This window comes from Lacrimispora xylanolytica (assembly GCF_026723765.1).
Lineage (GTDB): Bacteria > Bacillota > Clostridia > Lachnospirales > Lachnospiraceae > Lacrimispora > Lacrimispora xylanolytica.
The window spans coordinates 723,091-741,749 of record NZ_CP113524.1 but is presented as its reverse complement, the minus strand read 5'-3'; the positions used below and the strand labels follow the sequence as shown (position 1 = coordinate 741,749).

14 protein-coding genes, 12 tRNA genes and 3 rRNA genes are annotated in these 18,659 nt (G+C 45.9%); 1 reads left to right on the top strand and 28 read right to left on the bottom strand.

Annotated features, from left to right (window positions below):
- Nucleotides 1–4: 4 nt before the first annotated feature.
- From OW255_RS03570 to OW255_RS03470, 21 genes are all read right to left on the bottom strand, one after another.
- Entirely contained in the window at nt 5–991 is a 987-nt protein-coding gene (locus OW255_RS03570; protein WP_024837267.1) for an ABC transporter permease, read from the bottom strand.
- The gene (locus tag OW255_RS03565) at nt 988–1,929 is read right to left on the bottom strand and encodes an ABC transporter permease (RefSeq protein WP_268115654.1); all 942 of its coding nucleotides are present in this window, start codon (nt 1,927–1,929) and stop codon (nt 988–990) included. The genes OW255_RS03570 and OW255_RS03565 overlap by 4 nt, the downstream gene beginning before the upstream one ends.
- 328 nt (nt 1,930–2,257) lie before the next feature.
- Nucleotides 2,258–4,192 (bottom strand): peptide ABC transporter substrate-binding protein, encoded by a 1,935-nt coding sequence (locus tag OW255_RS03560; protein ID WP_268115653.1) that lies wholly within the window; start codon nt 4,190–4,192, stop codon nt 2,258–2,260.
- A gap of 121 nt (nt 4,193–4,313) precedes the next feature.
- Nucleotides 4,314–5,093 carry a serine hydrolase gene (locus OW255_RS03555; protein WP_024837270.1) on the bottom strand — a complete coding sequence of 260 codons (780 nt, stop codon included), beginning with the start codon at nt 5,091–5,093 and terminating at the stop codon, nt 4,314–4,316.
- 317 nt (nt 5,094–5,410) lie between these two features.
- Nucleotides 5,411–5,484 (bottom strand) — tRNA-Arg (locus OW255_RS03550).
- Nucleotides 5,485–5,572: 88 nt separating this feature from the next.
- Nucleotides 5,573–6,280 carry an RraA family protein gene (locus tag OW255_RS03545; RefSeq protein ID WP_268115652.1) on the bottom strand — a complete coding sequence of 236 codons (708 nt, stop codon included), beginning with the start codon at nt 6,278–6,280 and terminating at the stop codon, nt 5,573–5,575.
- A 142-nt stretch (nt 6,281–6,422) separates the two neighbouring features.
- Nucleotides 6,423–6,496, bottom strand: a tRNA-Arg gene (locus OW255_RS03540).
- Nucleotides 6,497–6,525: 29 nt separating this feature from the next.
- A tRNA-Leu gene (locus OW255_RS03535) sits at nt 6,526–6,611 on the bottom strand.
- Nucleotides 6,612–6,634: 23 nt separating this feature from the next.
- Nucleotides 6,635–6,707, bottom strand: a tRNA-Val gene (locus tag OW255_RS03530).
- Nucleotides 6,708–6,772: 65 nt separating this feature from the next.
- Nucleotides 6,773–6,846 (bottom strand) — tRNA-Asp (locus tag OW255_RS03525).
- Between the two features lie 29 nt (nt 6,847–6,875).
- Nucleotides 6,876–6,949, bottom strand: a tRNA-Ile gene (locus tag OW255_RS03520).
- Between the two features lie 41 nt (nt 6,950–6,990).
- Nucleotides 6,991–7,063 (bottom strand) — tRNA-Thr (locus tag OW255_RS03515).
- Nucleotides 7,064–7,069: 6 nt separating this feature from the next.
- A tRNA-Glu gene (locus OW255_RS03510) sits at nt 7,070–7,141 on the bottom strand.
- Between the two features lie 4 nt (nt 7,142–7,145).
- Nucleotides 7,146–7,218 (bottom strand) — tRNA-Asn (locus tag OW255_RS03505).
- A 92-nt stretch (nt 7,219–7,310) separates the two neighbouring features.
- Nucleotides 7,311–10,203 (bottom strand): 23S ribosomal RNA (locus OW255_RS03500).
- A 367-nt stretch (nt 10,204–10,570) separates the two neighbouring features.
- Nucleotides 10,571–10,643: transfer RNA gene (locus tag OW255_RS03495), tRNA-Ala, on the bottom strand.
- A gap of 7 nt (nt 10,644–10,650) precedes the next feature.
- Nucleotides 10,651–10,768 (bottom strand): 5S ribosomal RNA (gene rrf / locus OW255_RS03490).
- A 92-nt stretch (nt 10,769–10,860) separates the two neighbouring features.
- Nucleotides 10,861–12,391: ribosomal RNA gene (locus OW255_RS03485) — 16S ribosomal RNA — on the bottom strand.
- Together the 16S, 23S and 5S rRNA genes with 11 tRNA genes alongside form the textbook arrangement of a ribosomal RNA operon.
- A gap of 222 nt (nt 12,392–12,613) precedes the next feature.
- A tRNA-Ser gene (locus OW255_RS03480) sits at nt 12,614–12,702 on the bottom strand.
- 44 nt (nt 12,703–12,746) lie between these two features.
- Nucleotides 12,747–12,832 (bottom strand) — tRNA-Ser (locus OW255_RS03475).
- A gap of 199 nt (nt 12,833–13,031) precedes the next feature.
- Nucleotides 13,032–13,298 (bottom strand): hypothetical protein, encoded by a 267-nt coding sequence (locus OW255_RS03470; protein WP_268115651.1) that lies wholly within the window; start codon nt 13,296–13,298, stop codon nt 13,032–13,034.
- 231 nt (nt 13,299–13,529) lie between these two features.
- On the opposite strand from OW255_RS03470, the gene OW255_RS03465 reads away from it, so the two are divergent.
- Nucleotides 13,530–13,856, top strand: a complete 327-nt coding sequence (locus OW255_RS03465; RefSeq protein ID WP_268115650.1) for a helix-turn-helix domain-containing protein — start codon at nt 13,530–13,532, stop codon at nt 13,854–13,856.
- A 27-nt stretch (nt 13,857–13,883) separates the two neighbouring features.
- Here the strand turns inward: OW255_RS03465 and ispD are convergent, their stop codons facing one another.
- From ispD to tsaE, 7 genes are all read right to left on the bottom strand, one after another.
- Nucleotides 13,884–14,591, bottom strand: a complete 708-nt coding sequence (gene ispD, locus OW255_RS03460) for a 2-C-methyl-D-erythritol 4-phosphate cytidylyltransferase (protein WP_268115649.1) — start codon at nt 14,589–14,591, stop codon at nt 13,884–13,886.
- 6 nt (nt 14,592–14,597) lie between these two features.
- On the bottom strand, nt 14,598–15,635 hold the full coding sequence (gene tsaD, locus OW255_RS03455; protein WP_268115648.1) for a tRNA (adenosine(37)-N6)-threonylcarbamoyltransferase complex transferase subunit TsaD: 1,038 nt from the start codon (nt 15,633–15,635) through the stop codon (nt 14,598–14,600).
- A 10-nt stretch (nt 15,636–15,645) separates the two neighbouring features.
- Nucleotides 15,646–16,557: a ribonuclease Z gene (locus OW255_RS03450; RefSeq protein WP_268115647.1), complete on the bottom strand. Its 912-nt coding sequence runs from the start codon at nt 16,555–16,557 to the stop codon at nt 15,646–15,648.
- A gap of 88 nt (nt 16,558–16,645) precedes the next feature.
- Nucleotides 16,646–16,888 (bottom strand): hypothetical protein, encoded by a 243-nt coding sequence (locus tag OW255_RS03445; protein ID WP_024837277.1) that lies wholly within the window; start codon nt 16,886–16,888, stop codon nt 16,646–16,648.
- A 199-nt stretch (nt 16,889–17,087) separates the two neighbouring features.
- Nucleotides 17,088–17,528, bottom strand: a complete 441-nt coding sequence (rimI, locus tag OW255_RS03440; protein WP_024837278.1) for a ribosomal protein S18-alanine N-acetyltransferase — start codon at nt 17,526–17,528, stop codon at nt 17,088–17,090.
- Nucleotides 17,512–18,231: a tRNA (adenosine(37)-N6)-threonylcarbamoyltransferase complex dimerization subunit type 1 TsaB gene (gene tsaB, locus OW255_RS03435; protein ID WP_268115646.1), complete on the bottom strand. Its 720-nt coding sequence runs from the start codon at nt 18,229–18,231 to the stop codon at nt 17,512–17,514. The genes rimI and tsaB overlap by 17 nt, the downstream gene beginning before the upstream one ends.
- The gene (gene tsaE / locus OW255_RS03430) at nt 18,232–18,657 is read right to left on the bottom strand and encodes a tRNA (adenosine(37)-N6)-threonylcarbamoyltransferase complex ATPase subunit type 1 TsaE (protein WP_024837280.1); all 426 of its coding nucleotides are present in this window, start codon (nt 18,655–18,657) and stop codon (nt 18,232–18,234) included.
- Between the last annotated feature and the right edge of the window lie 2 nt (nt 18,658–18,659).

Below are 18,659 nucleotides of genomic sequence, written 5' to 3'. Positions count from 1 at the left end.
CTCCCTATACGTGATTTTTCGGATCAGCCGCATCAGAAAAGGCATTGCCGATGATATAAAATGAAATGGTAACAAAAGAAAGGATAATGGTAGGATAAACCAGCTGATACCGAAGTGCCGCACTGGTGATCAGCACTCTTCCCTCATTGATGAGATTTCCAAGGCTGGGAATATCCACTGGAAGCCCCAGCCCAATATAGGTGATAAACACCTCATTTCCAATGGCAGCAGGAATGGTAAGAGCCATACGCAGCATGATGACTGATACCAGATAAGGCAGCAGATTCCTTACAATGATTCTACCCGTTGGAGTCCCAAGACACCGGCTGGCCACATTATAATCCCGATCCCGGATAACGAGAATCTGATTTCGAATAAACCTCGCCATCTGAATCCATCCGGTCAGACACATGGCAAATACAAGGGTCTCTACACTTGGCTTTAAAATGTAGGAAATCAATATAAGAATAATGGTATTTGGAATATTATCAATGATATTATAAATTTCCGTCAGTATGAAATCCACCTTCCTGACATACCCCCAGACGACCCCTACGGAAATGCCGATCACAGCTTCAGAAAGAGCCACTAAAATTCCAATGAGAAGAGAGGTCCTGGTACCTGCCCAGATTCTTGCCCACAGATCCTGCCCAATGGAATTGGTACCAAGAATAAATATCTTGCCAGGAGGCACATTCCGATACTGCATCCCATTGGCATCATTTAATATTTTATTAGGATCATACTGCCCCGGCAAATAAGGCTGAACAAAGGTAAATAAAAGAAGGAGAATCAAAAGCAGCAAAAGAACCACTGCCCCTCGATTCTTAAAAAATGCCAGTATCGTACTGTTCCAATAGGAATAATTGCTGTATCCCCCTCTTTCCGCTTCTTCTTCCTGAAACTCTGCAAAGGAGAACAAATCCGATTCTTCCATGTGCTTCATCAGTTGCTTTTCCTTCGCATGGCGGTAAGAAAACTGCTTCATCATCTGTCACCTTCTTTCCTTCCAAGGCTGATCCTGGGATCCAGCAGGACCATAAGAACGTCCCCTAACAAAAGCCCTAATACACCAACACAGGCATACAAAAGCACAATTCCCTGAACCATGTTATTGTCATGCTTTTTAATCACCTGAACCAAAAGCCCTCCCATTCCAGGAATGCTGTATAAGGACTCAATGTAAATAGAGCCAATCACCGTATTTAAAAATGCCGTAGGTATGTACTGGACCAAAGGAACAAAAGCATTCCGGAAAATATGCTTAAACATAATCTCCCCCTCTGATAAGCCCTTAGCCTTTGCAAGCTTTACATAATCCCTGTTGCTTTCATCCACCATATACCGTCTCAGCCACATGCCGTAAAATGCAATATTTCCAAGAGACATGGAAAAAACAGGAAGTATCCAGTATTTTGGCTCCTCCATCTTAAACAGCAGTCCCACCTGTAACAAATTGGTTCCATAAAGCTGAAGATACAGATAATACACCGCAGCCGGCACTGCCTGTATGCATACAATAAACAACGTGCCAAGACGATCCGGCCAGCGATACTGATACCTTGCCATCACCGCCCCCAAAGGAAGCCCTATGACAAGAGAAAGGATCATAGACCATAGACCAAGCTTAATGGAGACAGGCACCTTATCCGCCAGCACATCCGCAACTGGAACATTGGCCCGATAAATTCTAGATACCCCAAGATCCCCATGAAGCAGATCCCCAAAGAAGCGGACAATCTGCACCGGAAGCGGATCAGAAAGCCCCATTTCCTTAAGCCCCACCTGAATCTGCTGGGGCGTCATCTTATCAAAGTTCTGAAAATATCCCTCTATCGGCATAAAACGAAGCAGGCAGAACACAACCGTTAAAATCACCGCAAGGGTTAGAAAGGAACGAGCAATACGCTTTGCTAAATATTTTACCATCAGCTTCCAGTCTCCTTTGTCCTTAAAATAAAAATACTCTCTGAAAAAGACGTAACATACCATACCTCTCTTTCAGACGGTATTTTTCCGCCGGACCAAAACACGTTTCGGCCCGGCGTATGAACTGTTTCTCACTAATTCTATGACTCTAAGTTTCTCTAATTTGTCTTTCGCTCCACTGTTTTACTGCCTTTCTGCTTTTCTGTTTCTCTGCTTTTATATTTCTCCACTTCTCTTTCTACGCATCTCTCTTTCTTCACTCTATTTTCTTCTGTCTATGCTCTTCTCTGTTTCCTTTTCTTAGTCAACATATCAACATAATTTATTCTTACTTTTCATTTGCCGCCCTGTTCGCCTTATACTCCTCCATAGAAACATAATGATCCAACAGATGCTGGCCCTTATACCTTAGATTAGACACCCCAAAAGGTGCATACTGCCCATCAAATACATCTAGCTTTGTTGCCACATATTTGCTTACCGAAATGCTATAGGGCAGGACAAATGCATGATTGATCAAACTGGCCTCCGCCTTTGCAAACGCCTCATACCTGGCGTTAATATCCACCTTAATCTCCTTTGCTGCATCCACGAGCTCAAAGTATTCCTTTGCCGCCTCTGCAGACGGTGTCCCCTCTTCTATGGCTTTAGCTATATTTCCATATTTATACCCCAGGTCATATCCGCTCTCACCTTTTGACTGATAAAATGGATCCGTCCAGGTTTCCGGATCTGCAAAGTCAGCGCCCCAGTTACATTTCATTAAAGCAAACTTCCCGCCTCTGCGCACCTCCGTTAAGAATCCGTCCGCAGGACCTGCCTCAACCACAATTTCAATAAAGTCCGTCCCAAGCAGACTCTCCATCTGCTGCTTCACGACCTGACACTCTTTATCCCAGTTGATTTCCGAAGGATTATATGGCATTAATACTTTAACCGGAAAGGTCACACCCAATGCGGAAAGCTCTTTCATTGCCTGATCCTTATATCCCCTTGCCTTTGCCTCATCAAATGTCTGGCTCAGGTTTTTCATTTCTCCAACCTCAGTATAATCCACGCCATCTGCATTATAAGTGAAATCCTTAGGAGTAATCGAAGAAAGCACAAAATCATCAGGAGCAGAAGGCTCTATGACCGCCACCTCCTTCGTCTTATTCAAACCGTAAAATAATGCTTTTCGAAAGCTTTCATTATTCACGGCCTTTCTCCAGTTCTCCGGCTCATACTGAGCATCAAACTGAGGATTGAAATTAAAGGAGTAGAAATAGGAGTAGCTGGTCTTTGGCCTTTCTCTGCTGACCAGATTCTTCGTATCCTCACCCTTTAGCCAGTCATCCAAGATATCCGCAGAGATTTCCGCATAATCCACCTCTCCCCGCTTTACCATCTCTGGCCCTATGGTATTATACTCTGCATTATAAATCTCCTGGATTTCATCTATGTAAACAGAAGCTGCATCATAATTTAAGGGATTCTTTTTCAATACATGCTTCTCCTGAGGAGAATACTCCTCCAAATAATAAGCACCATTGTAATACATCTTATCCGCCCCAGTACCAAATTCCTTCCCCAAAGATTCCAGCTGAGGTCCGTAAGCCGGCATATAAACAATATAGGCAAGAGAAGAAAGGAAATATGGAACCTCCTTATCCAAAGTATAAGTGAGGGTATGGGAATCCACTGCCTTTACACCAACCGTAGAAAAGTCCACAGTCTCCCACACCTTCCCATCCTTATCCGGCCCGCCTTTATAAACCTGGCCATTGTAATAATTCTCCGCATTGGCAATGATTCCAAAAAGATTCTGCACATTGGCACTTTCATTTTCCGGGGAAAGCTGATATTTCATAGCATCTACAAAATCCTGAGCCGTGACCTCTCCGACTGAAGCCCCCGTATGATCCACCCATTTGGCTTCCCTCAGCTTAAAGGTCCAGGTAAGAGAAGCATCGTCATAACTCCAATCCGTCGCAAGCCCAGGTTTAATCTTTCCCTTGCTGTCATACTCCACCAACGTATCAATACAGTTTGCCCCAATTTTATAATCAGCTTCCGAAGATGAAACCAGGTAGTTAAGAGTTGATGCCTCGGCCCCATATAATTTTGTATACACGGCGCCATCTTTGGTTTCTCCCCCCTTTGCTCCGTTTTCCTGGGCTCCTGCTCCCTTTTTCACAGTAGCCGTGGAACTGCACCCGCTTAAAACAATGGAAGCCCCAAGAACTGCACCTAAGGCAGCTGCTAATATCCTTCTTTTTCTCATTCATGTTCCTCCTTGTTATCTAAATATATATTCACCCTGAAACAGATTCATTTCTCAGGTGATCTTCTGTATTTCAATCACTTCATGATCTCATCATTCTACGTTTTATTTGTATACTCTTTTACAGGTTAAGCTCCTGATAAAGCTCCAATGAAATTTCCGCCATAAATCTCTCGAAACAAGGCGTATCCGTCTCATTCCCACAATAGCAAACAATAAAAGGAACCTTCCCATAAATAATTCCCACGTCATGGCTGATGCCAGTATCCTCTCCGGTCTTGTGGGCAATCTCCGGCCTGTCAGGAATTGCTTTTAAATAAAATGGTATTTTCCCAGAAAGCTGCTGATTCTTCATGATTGACACCATACGTTCACTGGCACACCTGCTGACCAGGTTTCCATGATATATCATGTTCAATAGCTGGCCTGTCTCTCCCGCTGTAATATAGTTTTGAATCCCCTGTCTTGATTTTTCCAGATCAAACATCTTCCTCTGCAGTACCGTCTTTTCAAATCCTAATCTGGAAATGGTCCCATTAATAGACTCCATCCCAATAAAATCAACTAAAACATTAGTAGCCGTATTATCACTGAAAATAATCATCAGTGTCACTAAATCCATAAGTGTCACCTGAATTCCATCATGAAGATAAGTCAGCGCACCACAGGAGGGCACACAATGTGCTCTTTTGATTTCAAACATCTGATCCGGCTGAAACAGCTCTCTCTCCAAACCTTCAAACACAGAAGCCATGACAAACAATTTAATGACACTGGCCGCCATCATCGGTGCCTGTTCGTGATACCTCATGGTTTCTCCTGTCACCAGATTTTCAAAATAAAAGCTAACTTTTCCTGGAAACTGCTCCAATCTTTTTACCATCTCTGCCTGAGTTAACATAAACGTCTCCCATCCGTTTCATTTAACCATTGATATAAAAAAAGAGGCACTGGACCCATTGTCTGCAGTTACCTCGTCGCACCTGAATTTTATATATCACTCTTATTTTAGTATAATAAAATTAACAAAAAAATCAAGTTATTTTTTACATAAGTTCTTCTTCAAGTTATAATTCTTTATTTTCACATAATCAATGAAATAAAAACTCAAATTATACTGCTCTTATATAATTTTACGCCTTATATTCTAAATCAATGAGTAAAAATAGGCATAAAAAAAGAACAGTCTATATATAACTTACAAACTGTTCTTTTCCATGCGCTGGACAAGATTCGAACTCGCGGCCTTCTGGTCCGTAGCCAGACGCTCTATCCAGCTGAGCTACCAGCGCATCCACTCACAACTGCTACTATACACCCATTTTATTTCTTTGTAAAGGAGTGAATTCCCGTCAAAACTGCCTGACTCTCTTAAAACCATCATCCCATTCGATCCTTCATCATATCAAGTACCCATTGGGGTGCCAGCTGTGGCAATTCCGTACCATTTTTCTTGGCTTCCCCATAAGCTTCAATGGTGCGTCTTCTCTTCGACTCATATGCCAGCTTTTCCTCTGCCATACTTAAGACCAACTCAATGTGTTCTCTCGGAATCACACACACTCCATCAGAATCACCTGCTACCAGATCACCAGGACAAACCTTGATTCCTCCACAAATAATTTCTGTATTAACATTTCCTTCTTCCTTTTTTATCGGTCCATTTGGCATAAAGCCTCTGCTATATACGGGAAATCCCAGTTCAATGTTTCCATCTCTGTCTCTCGTATATCCATCAACGACCATTCCCTGAAATCCCACCGCCTGGCATGCCGCCATAATGAGATCACCACAATATGCCTTACCCAGATAGCCCTTCCCATCTATCACCATAACATATCCTTCCGAAGATGTACTGTAGCTTGCCAGATGAATAGGAAAATTATCCCCTTCACTCGTCTCCACAGTCAAAGCAGTACCGACCATAGTCATTCCCCGGTCTACCGGCATGATCCCTGCATCCATACATCCACAGTTGGAGATTTCCAAACCGCTTTTCTTCACACCATCACATAAAAGAGCAACACCAAGCCTCTCTGCTCTCTCCAAATAACTTTTATCAATTAATTCTGCACAGCCATTTATCACAGCCTCTACCTCTTTTCTTAAGTTATTTACTCTACCCTACAGAAGGTCACATACCATATCTAATACATTTATAGCACAAAAAAAGCACCCTGTACAGGATGCTTTCCTTATGCGAACCCTTGTAAACAAGGGCCTTTCAGTACGTGCGTGAGAAGATTCGAACTCCCGACACCTTGGTCCGTAGCCAAGTGCTCTATCCAGCTGAGCTACACACACATATTCACTTAATTGCCTTATCAGGCAAATGCCGGCGACCGGAATCGAACCGGTACGGGAGGTAAGTCCCGCAGGATTTTAAGTCCTGTGCGTCTGCCAGTTCCGCCACGCCGGCATTCTCATGATTTCTCATGGAAATGGGACCTATAGGGCTCGAACCTATGACCCTCTGCTTGTAAGGCAGATGCTCTCCCAGCTGAGCTAAGATCCCATATGCAATTTGGTAAATAAATTATTTACCCGCTAAATAAAACTCTGTACATTGTTAGCACAGAACGACCCGGATGGGATTCGAACCCACGACCTCCGCCGTGACAGGGCGGCGCTCTAACCAGCTGAGCCACCGGGCCAGATTATCAAAAATTTAGTTCAGTGCTAGTGGACCTTCGGGGACTCGAACCCGGGACCGACCGGTTATGAGCCGGTTGCTCTAACCAACTGAGCTAAAGGTCCTAAACATAATAATCTGATAGATGTATTTAGTTTTTTTGTGAAGCCGATGATCGGACTCGAACCGATAACCTGCTGATTACAAATCAGCTGCTCTGCCAATTGAGCCACATCGGCATTCAATGACCCCAACGAGATTCGAACTCGTGTTACCGCCGTGAAAGGGCGATGTCTTAACCGCTTGACCATGGGGCCAAAGCTCCCCGAGTAGGACTTGAACCTACGACCCAACGGTTAACAGCCGTTTGCTCTACCGACTGAGCTATCGAGGAATATTGCTTTTCAGCAATCCTTGAGGCATATACCCTCAAAACCACACATTGTTATATATCTTTCATCCGTTCTTCCTCTTACCTAAACCAACCTGGTTAAGCCCTCGACCTATTAGTGACAGTCAGCTACACATGTTACCATGCTTCCACCTCTGCCCTATCTACCTCGTCGTCTTCAAGGGGTCTTACTCTTGCGATGGGATATCTCATCTTGAGGGGGGCTTCACGCTTAGATGCCTTCAGCGTTTATCCCTTCCCGACTTGGCTACTCTGCCATGGTGTTGATCACCAACAGATACACCAGAGGTCAGTCCATCCCGGTCCTCTCGTACTAAGGACAGCTCCTCTCAAATATCCTACGCCCACGCCGGATAGGGACCGAACTGTCTCACGACGTTCTGAACCCAGCTCGCGTACCGCTTTAATGGGCGAACAGCCCAACCCTTGGGACCTACTACAGCCCCAGGATGCGATGAGCCGACATCGAGGTGCCAAACCACTCCGTCGATGTGAACTCTTGGGAGTGATAAGCCTGTTATCCCCAGGGTAGCTTTTATCCGTTGAGCGATGGCAATCCCACTTTATACCACCGGATCACTAAGTCCTAGTTTCCTACCTGCTCGACCCGTCGGTCTCGCAGTCAAGCTCCCTTATGCCTTTGCACTCTTCGAATGGTTTCCGTCCATTCTGAGGGAACCTTTGAGCGCCTCCGATACACTTTCGGAGGCGACCGCCCCAGTCAAACTCCCCGCCTGACATTGTCCCCCAGCCAGGTAATGGCTGCAGGTTAGAAACCCAATATCGCAAGGGTGGTATCCCAACATCGGCTCCTCAAAGACTGGCGTCCTTGATTCACTGCCTCCCACCTATCCTGTACATGCAATACCGAATCCCAGTATCAAACTAGAGTAAAGCTCCATGGGGTCTTTCCGTCCTGGCGCAGGTAACCAGCATCTTCACTGGTATTTCAATTTCACCGGGTGCATTGTTGAGACAGCGCTCAAATCATTACGCCTTTCGTGCGGGTCGGAACTTACCCGACAAGGAATTTCGCTACCTTAGGACCGTTATAGTTACGGCCGCCGTTTACTGGGGCTTAAATTCAGAGCTTCGCGTTGCCGCTAACCCCTCCTCGTAACCTTCCAGCACCGGGCAGGCGTCAGCCCATATACCTCACCTTTCGGTTTTGCATAGACCTGTGTTTTTGCTAAACAGTTGCTTGAGCCTATTCTCTGCGGCCTGATTTCTCAGGCACCCCTTATCCCGAAGTTACGGGGTCATTTTGCCGAGTTCCTTAACAATGCTTCTCCCGCCGGCCTTAGGATTCTCTCCTCATCCACCTGTGTCGGTTTACGGTACGGGCACATATTACACAATAGCGGCTTTTCTTGACAGCCCCTACAGAGACTTCCCTACTTTTGTTCGGTACGCGTCACACCTTCCTGTTGCTAAGCGGATTTGCCAACTTAACCAGTCCAATGCTTGCCCCGGTCTTTTCATTCCCGGGTTCTCTCTCGGTTCTGTGTCCCCACAGTTCTGATAATATGCGGTACAGGAATTTCAACCTGTTGTCCATCGACTACGTCTTTCGACCTCGCCTTAGGCCCCGACTTACCCAGAGCAGATCAGCTTTACTCTGGAAACCTTAGATATTCGGCCTGGAAGATTCTCACTTCCATCTCGCTACTCATTCCGGCATTCTCTCTTCTTAACACTCCACATCTCCTTACGGTAATGCTTCAGCGCGGTAAGAATGCTCCTCTACCAATGTATCATACGATACATTCCACAGCTTCGGTGTCGTGTTTTAGCCCCGGACATTTTCGGCGCAAGACCTCTCGACTAGTGAGCTATTACGCACTCTTTGAATGTGTGGCTGCTTCTAAGCCAACATCCTAGTTGTCTCTGAAATCTCACATCCTTTTCCACTTAACACGCACTTTGGGACCTTAGCTGGTGGTCTGGGCTCTTTCCCTTTTGACTGCCCAACTTATCTCGTGCAGTCTGACTCCCGTACATCATCTGACCGGCATTCGGAGTTTGATATTCTTTGGTAAGCTTTGACGCCCCCTAGGAAATTCAGTGCTCTACCTCCGGCAGACTAATACGAGGCTAGCCCTAAAGCTATTTCGAGGAGAACCAGCTATCTCCGGGTTCGATTGGAATTTCTCCCCTACCCACACCTCATCGCCACCCTTTTCAACGGATGTGCGTTCGGTCCTCCACCGCCTTTTACGGCAGCTTCAACCTGGACATGGGTAGATCACCCGGTTTCGGGTCTACCTTTACTGACTCATTCGCCCTATTAAGACTTGGTTTCCCTTCGGCTCCACACCTTAAGTGCTTAACCTTGCCAGTAACGGTAACTCGCCGGACCGTTCTACAAAAAGTACGCGGTTCCACTTTAAACGTGGTTCCACAGCTTGTAAACACAGGGTTTCAGGTTCTTTTTCACTCCCCTCCCGGGGTCCTTTTCACCTTTCCTTCACAGTACTATGCGCTATCGGTCACTAAGTAGTATTTAGCCTTGGGGGGTGGTCCCCCCGAATTCCCACAAGGTTTCTCGTGTCTCGTGGTACTTTGGATCCTGCTCGCTGACTATTGTTTTCCCATACAAGGCTTTCACTTTCTATGGCCGGTCTTTCCAGGACCGTTCTGGTAACAAATCGTCTCACTTATTGCAGTCCGTAACCCCAGCATGCACGCACGCTGGTTTAGGCTCCTTCCATTTCGCTCGCCGCTACTTTGGAAATCGAGTTTTCTTTCTTTTCCTCCGGGTACTTAGATGTTTCAGTTCCCCGGGTTCCCGACGTATGGCTATGAATTCACCATACGACAACTGAGGTTTGCTCAGTTGGGTTTCCCCATTCAGATATCTCCGGATCAAAGGATATTTGCTCCTCCCCGAAGCTTTTCGCAGCTTATCACGTCTTTCATCGGCTCTTAGTGCCAAGGCATCCACCCTGCGCTCTTATTAGCTTAACCAATTCGATGTTCACCTGCGGGTGCGGGCTACTAATCTAAGATACATAGCGTTGTATCTCTGGTCTTAGGTTTGTTCTCATATCGTACGTCACGATACTTGAACGAGTTTTTATTCGGTTACATCTTTCGATGTAACACCTCGGATGTCTTGATGTCGTCTTCTTTCGAAGACTCTATCTAGATATATTTCAATATGTGGTTTTCAAGGTACATGCGCGATGCAATCAGAAGCGTGCACAATCATATGGAAAACTGTGTGGAAAGCTTGCTTTCCTAAGGAGTTTTGTATGTGATTGTATAGGCGTGGAACGCCGTGACTGAGAAAAGCGTTAGCTTTTCGAAGTGCCTGCTTCGTAACAACACCGAATGGAGATGGAGAGATTCGAACTCTTGACCCCCTGCTTGCAAGGCAGGTGCTCTCCCAACTGAGCTACACCCCCATAAATAATCTGGCACCCACCTGCTCTCCCATGCCGTTTCCAGCATAGTACCATCGGCCGCTTAAGTCTTAACCATCGTGTTCGAGATGGGAACGGGTGTTTCCCCTAAGCGCATCGGCACCAGAAACATTTTGTCTCTTGGTGTTTCCTTATTCAATTAATTCTTTGAAAACTTAAGACTCAACAGTATATAAAACCCTTACTTCTTCTTCCTTAGAAAGGAGGTGATCCAGCCGCACCTTCCGATACGGCTACCTTGTTACGACTTCACCCCAGTTATCAGTCCCGCCTTCGGCAGCTCCCTCCTTACGGTTGGGTCACTGACTTCGGGCGTTACCAACTCCCATGGTGTGACGGGCGGTGTGTACAAGACCCGGGAACGTATTCACCGCAGCATTCTGATCTGCGATTACTAGCGATTCCAGCTTCATGTAGTCGAGTTGCAGACTACAATCCGAACTGAGACGTTATTTTTGGGATTTGCTCCAGATCGCTCCTTTGCTTCCCTTTGTTTACGCCATTGTAGCACGTGTGTAGCCCAAATCATAAGGGGCATGATGATTTGACGTCATCCCCACCTTCCTCCAGGTTATCCCTGGCAGTCTCCCCAGAGTGCCCAGCCGAACTGCTGGCTACTAAGGATAAGGGTTGCGCTCGTTGCGGGACTTAACCCAACATCTCACGACACGAGCTGACGACAACCATGCACCACCTGTCTGGAATGCCCCGAAGGGAGGTCTCCGTTACGAGACGGTCATTCCGATGTCAAGACTTGGTAAGGTTCTTCGCGTTGCTTCGAATTAAACCACATGCTCCACCGCTTGTGCGGGTCCCCGTCAATTCCTTTGAGTTTCATTCTTGCGAACGTACTCCCCAGGTGGAATACTTATTGCGTTAGCGGCGGCACCGAAGAGCTTTGCTCCCCAACACCTAGTATTCATCGTTTACGGCGTGGACTACCAGGGTATCTAATCCTGTTTGCTCCCCACGCTTTCGAGCCTCAACGTCAGTTACAGTCCAGTAAGCCGCCTTCGCCACTGGTGTTCCTCCTAATATCTACGCATTTCACCGCTACACTAGGAATTCCACTTACCTCTCCTGCACTCTAGCTCCACAGTTTCCAAAGCAGTCCCGGGGTTGAGCCCCGGGCTTTCACTCCAGACTTGCAGAGCCGTCTACGCTCCCTTTACACCCAGTAAATCCGGATAACGCTTGCCCCCTACGTATTACCGCGGCTGCTGGCACGTAGTTAGCCGGGGCTTCTTAGTCAGGTACCGTCATTTTCTTCCCTGCTGATAGAGCTTTACATACCGAAATACTTCTTCACTCACGCGGCGTCGCTGGATCAGGGTTTCCCCCATTGTCCAATATTCCCCACTGCTGCCTCCCGTAGGAGTTTGGGCCGTGTCTCAGTCCCAATGTGGCCGGTCACCCTCTCAGGTCGGCTACTGATCGTCGGCTTGGTGGGCCGTTACCTCACCAACTACCTAATCAGACGCGGGTCCATCTCATACCACCGGAGTTTTTCACACTGTACTATGCAGCACTGTGCGCTTATGCGGTATTAGCAGTCATTTCTAACTGTTATCCCCCTGTATGAGGCAGGTTACCCACGCGTTACTCACCCGTCCGCCGCTAAGTCAATTTTAATTCCATCCGAAAACTTCCTTAAAATCGCTTCGCTCGACTTGCATGTGTTAAGCACGCCGCCAGCGTTCATCCTGAGCCAGGATCGAACTCTCAAATTAAATGTTCAATCCACGGTCAAAATCAACTACTAGCTAATTTATTTCCCGTTTTACTTGTTGTTTGGTTCGTATACAATTTCTTGTATTCGTTCTGAATTTCTCATTCAAAGCTGCTCAAACGCAGCTTATTATTAGAATTTTCAGGGTTTTACATACTGTTCAATCTTCTGTTTTCAAAGTGCTTCGCATCTTCTCAGGAGGTTTGTCCTGATCCGTTGCTGACGCAGAAGGAGGGATTTGAACCCTCGCGCCGCTACTAACGGCCTACTCCCTTTCCAGGGGAGCCCCTTCAGCCGCTTGGGTACTTCTGCAATTAGCTGATTTCTTATATCTTATAACGGCTAAAACCTGCCAACGGAGAGGGTGGGATTCGAACCCACGCGCCCTTGCGGACAAACGGTTTTCAAGACCGCCTCGTTATGACCACTTCGATACCTCTCCAAATGCGCTTTTACATTTTAATAGAAGTTTGTACTTTTGTCAAGCACTATTTTCTATTTTTTCCAAATCTCTTGGAGACTCAATGTTTCTCTTTTGTTTCTGTTTTGTTGTCTCCATCAGAAGCAACTTGGATAGTTTATCATTGTTTCCGTATTCTGTCAACATTTTTTTACATATTTTTCAAATTATTTTAAAACCCTTATAAACTCCCCAAAATACGTTGTTTTGCTTCCTCTGCTGTCTTGAATCTTTCTTCACTTCCTACCATATAGTAAGCTGCATCTTGCCACTCCTCTACTGGATAATCGGAAGCTGGTATTTGGGTCACAGCTATGCGGAAGCGTTCTCTATAGATAAACCCACGCAGGTCCGATAAATACATGCAGCCGGATTCTGCAGCAATCCTTTCTAAAAGCCCAGCTCTGTCATCTCGGTCGTTCTTTTCCCTGTTGTTCCCAGTCCTCATCTACCGTACCTTCTCCCCTTCTTTTCATCTGCTGCATCAGATGATACTATCGTATAGCCATGTAATCTGAAAATAATAATACGTATATGACATATTTCTACACGGTTTTACATTAAATACTTTATATAGCTAATAATATTGTAACGAATGCAACATGTCAAGTGATGGATTGCATTAATTACTACACATATTTCATTCAATGCAATACTATGGAAACAGGAGGAGTTACCCATGTATATCGATTTCAATTTTTCCAAACGCCTCTCAGAGCTGAGAGGTCAAAAGGGTGTGTCTGCACGCGATATGAGTCTTTCCCTGGGACAAAACCCCACATACATTCATAAAATAGAAAACGGGATCGCTCTTCCATCCATGATGGGCTTTTTCTATATTTGCGAGTATCTGGATATTGAACCTGCCGATTTTTTTTCCCGAAATGTCACCAGTCCCTTGAAATTAAAGGAACTGATGGACGATGCCCAGCATTTAAACAGAGAGCAGCTTGACCATCTTCACCTGATCGTGAAGGATCTTTTAAAATCAGGGGGAAAAAAATAAAAGGACGCTGCACCTACAGCATTCCTTTTATTTTCTCCCATAGATTCTGTTTAACAGCACTCCGGCTACTTCCATGTCCTCCGGTGTTGTTACCTTTATATTGGCGTAATCGCCACGTATTAATTTCACCTTTTCCCGGGTCATGGTCTCAACAACCATGGCATCATCTGTAATTCCTGTTTGATAAGATTCCGATGAAAGAAGTTTTTCATATGCCTTTAATACCAGCTCATACTTAAAAGCCTGAGGAGTCTGAATCAGCCACAGGCTGCTTCGGTCTGGCGTTCTTTTCGCATACCCATTGTCGTCAGCGACCTTTATGGTATCCTTTACCGGCATTCCTACGGTGCAGGCGTGGTAAGCTCTGGCACCTTCCAGCGCGCGCTCTATCACTTCCAGAGTGATACACGGTCTTGCACCGTCATGGACCAGAACATATTCACAGTCAGGTACTGATTTTAGGCCTTCATAGACGGAGTGGTACCGCTCTTTTCCGCCTTCTGTAATACTTCTTACTTTAGTAAAGCCGTACCGTTCTACGATTTCCTTTTGACAGTATTCTGTCTCGCCCGGACCAGTTACCAGGATAATATCATCGATGGAACTTGACTCAAAGGCGTTTATGGCATAGTAAAGCAGGGGCTTTCCCTGTAGTTCTAAATACTGTTTATGAACGTGACCGCCCATACGAGTCCCTTTTCCTGCTGCCAGTATGACAGCGGCTGTTTTTCCCATGGGTTTTTACCTCTCACCAAGCTTTAGATTGGGCACTGCATTAAGATCCCAGCCGGCCCTTGCTCCATTGATGTATTCATAGTAGGCTGCGGTACCGATCATGGCTGCATTGTCCGTACAGTAGACAGGGGACGGATAATAAAAGGAATAGCCGGCTTTGTCACAGGCTTTTTTCATTCCTTCCCGCAGTGCAGTGTTCGATGCTACTCCACCTGCTATGGCAATCTTAGTGAAACCGTATTCTTTGGCTGCTTCCATGGTATGGCTTACCAGCACATCGACTACGGCATTTTGAAAGGAAGCTGCCAGGTCAGGAACGTGAATGGTTTCTCCCATCATATTGGCATGGTTGATATGGTTTAATACGGCTGACTTTAATCCGCTGAAGCTGAAATCATAAATATTTCCCTCAACCTTTGCTCTTGGGAATTTTATGGCATGTGGATTTCCTTCCTTTGCGGCCTTGTCAATCTTTGGACCTCCGGGATAGCCAAGTCCTACGGCTCTTGCCACCTTATCAAAGGCTTCACCTGCCGCATCGTCTCTGGTACGTCCCAGAATCTCAAATTCACCGTAATCTTTTACAATCACAAGATGGGTATGACCTCCGGATACAATGAGACAGAGAAATGGAGGTTCCAAATCGGGATGTTCTATAAAATTGGCTGATATATGCCCTTCAATATGATGGACCCCTACCAGGGGCTTTTTCGCTCCGTAGGCAAGGGCTTTTGCTTCGGCAACTCCAACTAAGAGGGCTCCAACAAGACCAGGACCATAGGTGACCCCAATGGCATCCATATCCTTAAGAGATTTCCCTGCTTCAAAAAGGGCTGCTTCAATGACCTGATTGATTTTTTCTATATGCTTTCTGGAGGCAATTTCCGGCACGACTCCGCCGTATAATGTATGCAGGGCGATCTGGGAGGAAATCACATTGGAAAGAACCTCTCTGCCATTCTTTACTACGGCTGCTGCCGTCTCGTCACAGGAGCTTTCAATCGCCAGTATATATACATCTTCCTCTATATGATTTTTCTTCATTTCCATTCCCTCATTCCTCGTCAAATTCCAGCTCTGCGGTCCAGGCATCTTTTGCCGCTTTGGCTCTTGGAAAGATTTCCCGGACTTTGTCCATATATTCCTCTGGTCTTGTTAGGGAGGGACTGTAATGAGTCAGCCACATCTCTTTAGGCTGGGCTTCTTTTGCCAGTTTCGCTGCTTCATAAAATGTCATATGCTTATATTCTCTGGCCTTTGTTTCTTTTCCATCCTCTCCGTACATGCCTTCGCAGATAAAAAGATCCGCCTCCTTTGCGTACTCCGCAATGACAGGAACCGGCCTTGTATCCGTACAGTAGGTCACTTTAAGTCCACGCCTGTCCGGTCCTAAAACCATATCAGGTGTGAGAACTCTCTCTCCGTCATCAATTGTTTCCCCCTTTTGAAGACGGCTCCAGAATTTCTGAGGAATTTCGGCTTCCCTGGCACGGTCCACATCAAAGCGGCCTGTCCTGGGAATGGAAATAGAATATCCGTAGCAAATCACATTGTGATTCACCCGGTAAGCATCTATTACATAAGGAGCGATGGTTATCTGCTCCCGGTTTTCTGACAGTTCTATGAATTTCAGTTCAAACGGAAGTTCCGGCGCTATGATGCGCAGTGCTCCCACGACCCGCTCCAGGCCTTTTGGCCCAATGAGGGTAAGGGGTTCCGTCCGTTCGGCATTTCCCATGGTTAAAAGAAGTCCCGGAAGTCCGCTGATATGATCGGCGTGGTAATGGGTAAAGCAGATAATATCTATGGGCTTGGGGCTCCAGCCTTTTTCCTTCAGTGCAATCTGGGTTCCTTCTCCGCAGTCAATCAAAAGATTGCTGCCATCACACCTTGCCATCATGGCTGTCAGCCAACGATATGGCAGAGGCATCATGCCTCCGGTCCCCAGCAAACATATATCCAACATAAAATTTCCTCGCTTTTGCTTCTATCAATGAATGGCGGTCAAAAAACCGCCTCATAAAATCATATCACAAAGCGAAGGCAATTAGCAACTATAAATATTCCAGCTGATCTTCTATTTCTACTGGTACTTTAAATTCCATGGTAATCGCATCGTAGCAATTTTCACATAAATCAAAATGATGGATCTCCCCATCTTTCTCTGAAAAGAAGTCCCAGGAATGATTGATGCTGATAACTCCTTCTCTGGCAACGCCTTCTGACACAATAATCTTTTTGCCACAACAGTTGCAAACAACCGTTTCAAGCTGACCGCCGTTTTTGTACTTTCTCATCTTACTCTCACCTTTCCTTTTACCGCCAATGCTTTTCATTTTTGAGCATAATGGTATGCCTGCAAGGCGTTCCTTTTTCACTCTTTCCATGTCTGCCCTCATTTGTCACCGCTTAATCGGAAGGTGGAAAAAAGGGCATCCTAACTGGATACCCCTACATTATAAACGGTGTTTTCCCTTATTTTTAGTGGTAAATGTTTCATGTCAAATCGCGGCACATGACCACTGCATCTTCCTGTGGATTCTTGTAATAATTTTTACGAATTCCGGTCTCAATAAAACCATAGGAACTATATAGGTTTCTTGCTGTTTCGTTGCTATTTCTTACTTCCAGAAACAAAGACTTTACGGAATTATGAATGGAATATTCCACCAACTGGTCCATAAGTTTCTTAGCAAGGCCCCTCCCCCTGTATTCCGGGCGCAGGGCAATTCGAAGAAGCTCCCCTTCAAAGGCGATAATACGGAGGATTAGAAATCCGATTACCGTATCTCCTTCTAAAAGAACCAGCCAGGTATCGAACCGGTTTTTCTGCCCTTCTTTTATGGTATCGAAAGACCATGGATCAGAAAAACAGACGCTTTCTATTTCAGAAACAGACTGGACATCTTCCTCTGTCATTTTACGAATTAAGAACATTTCCCTTTGCCTCCTGCTCCTCTCGTTCCCGCTCTGCCTGAGGCTTTCTCAAATAATCAGGGGCATGTTCCGCTGCAGTAACGATGTTGCCTTCTTCGAAATAAAGGCTTCCAAGGGCAGCTACGGAAGCGCCTCTCTGTCTGCTTACGTGAGCTGGGGCAAAGGAGAATGGAACTGTCATGGCCTCTTCAATCTGTTTTTTGTATACAGGTACTCCGTCTCCCAGGAATATGACGGCTTCTCCCAATTCATTTAGTTCCTGGATCAGATCGCGGATATCCATGGCGCAGGATTCTTTTCGAATGGAAAATCCGTTTTTGTTCTCGTAGATTCCGGTATACACCTGGTCTCTTCTGGCATCCATGATGGGACAGACGATGGAGGCACAGCCGTATAGATTGTAGGCCATGGCATCTATAGTCGGGACTGAGACCATTGGCTTATCAAGGGCAAGGCCTAAACCTTTTCCCGTTGCGGAGCCGATCCTGAGTCCGGTAAAGGAGCCAGGGCCTGCAGATACAGCTATGGCATCAATGGTTTCTAAATCAAAGCCTGTCATCTTTACCACTTCATCGAGCATGGGCAGAAGGGTCTGGGAATGGGTCTTTTTAAAGTTAACAGTATATTCCGCAGTTACCACCTGGTCGGTTACAATGGCCACAGAAGCGACCAGGGACGAGCTTTCGATTCCAAGTATGTTCATTTACATTCCCTCCACGGTTATTTTTCGATAATCAAATCCTTTTTCCAGATCCTTTTCTATGGTAATGGATATGATTGTTTCAGGGAGAATCTCCTCGATCAGCTCAGACCATTCAATCAGGCTCACGCCGTCTCCGTAAAAGCAGTCTTCATAACCGATCTCATCCATCTCACTTACGTCTCCAATCCGGTACACATCAAAGTGATAAAATGGAAGGCGTCCGTCATCGTATTGCTGAACAATTGTAAAGGTGGGGCTGTTTACCGCTTCTTTGATTCCAAGACCGGAGGCAAAGCCCTGAGTAAAAACAGTCTTTCCCACCCCAAGGTCTCCATTTAAGCAGTATACGGAGGAGGCAGCTGCCTGCTCCCCAAGCTTCTTTCCAAGTAAAAATGTATCTTCCGGCTTCCAGCTTTCTATTACCATAA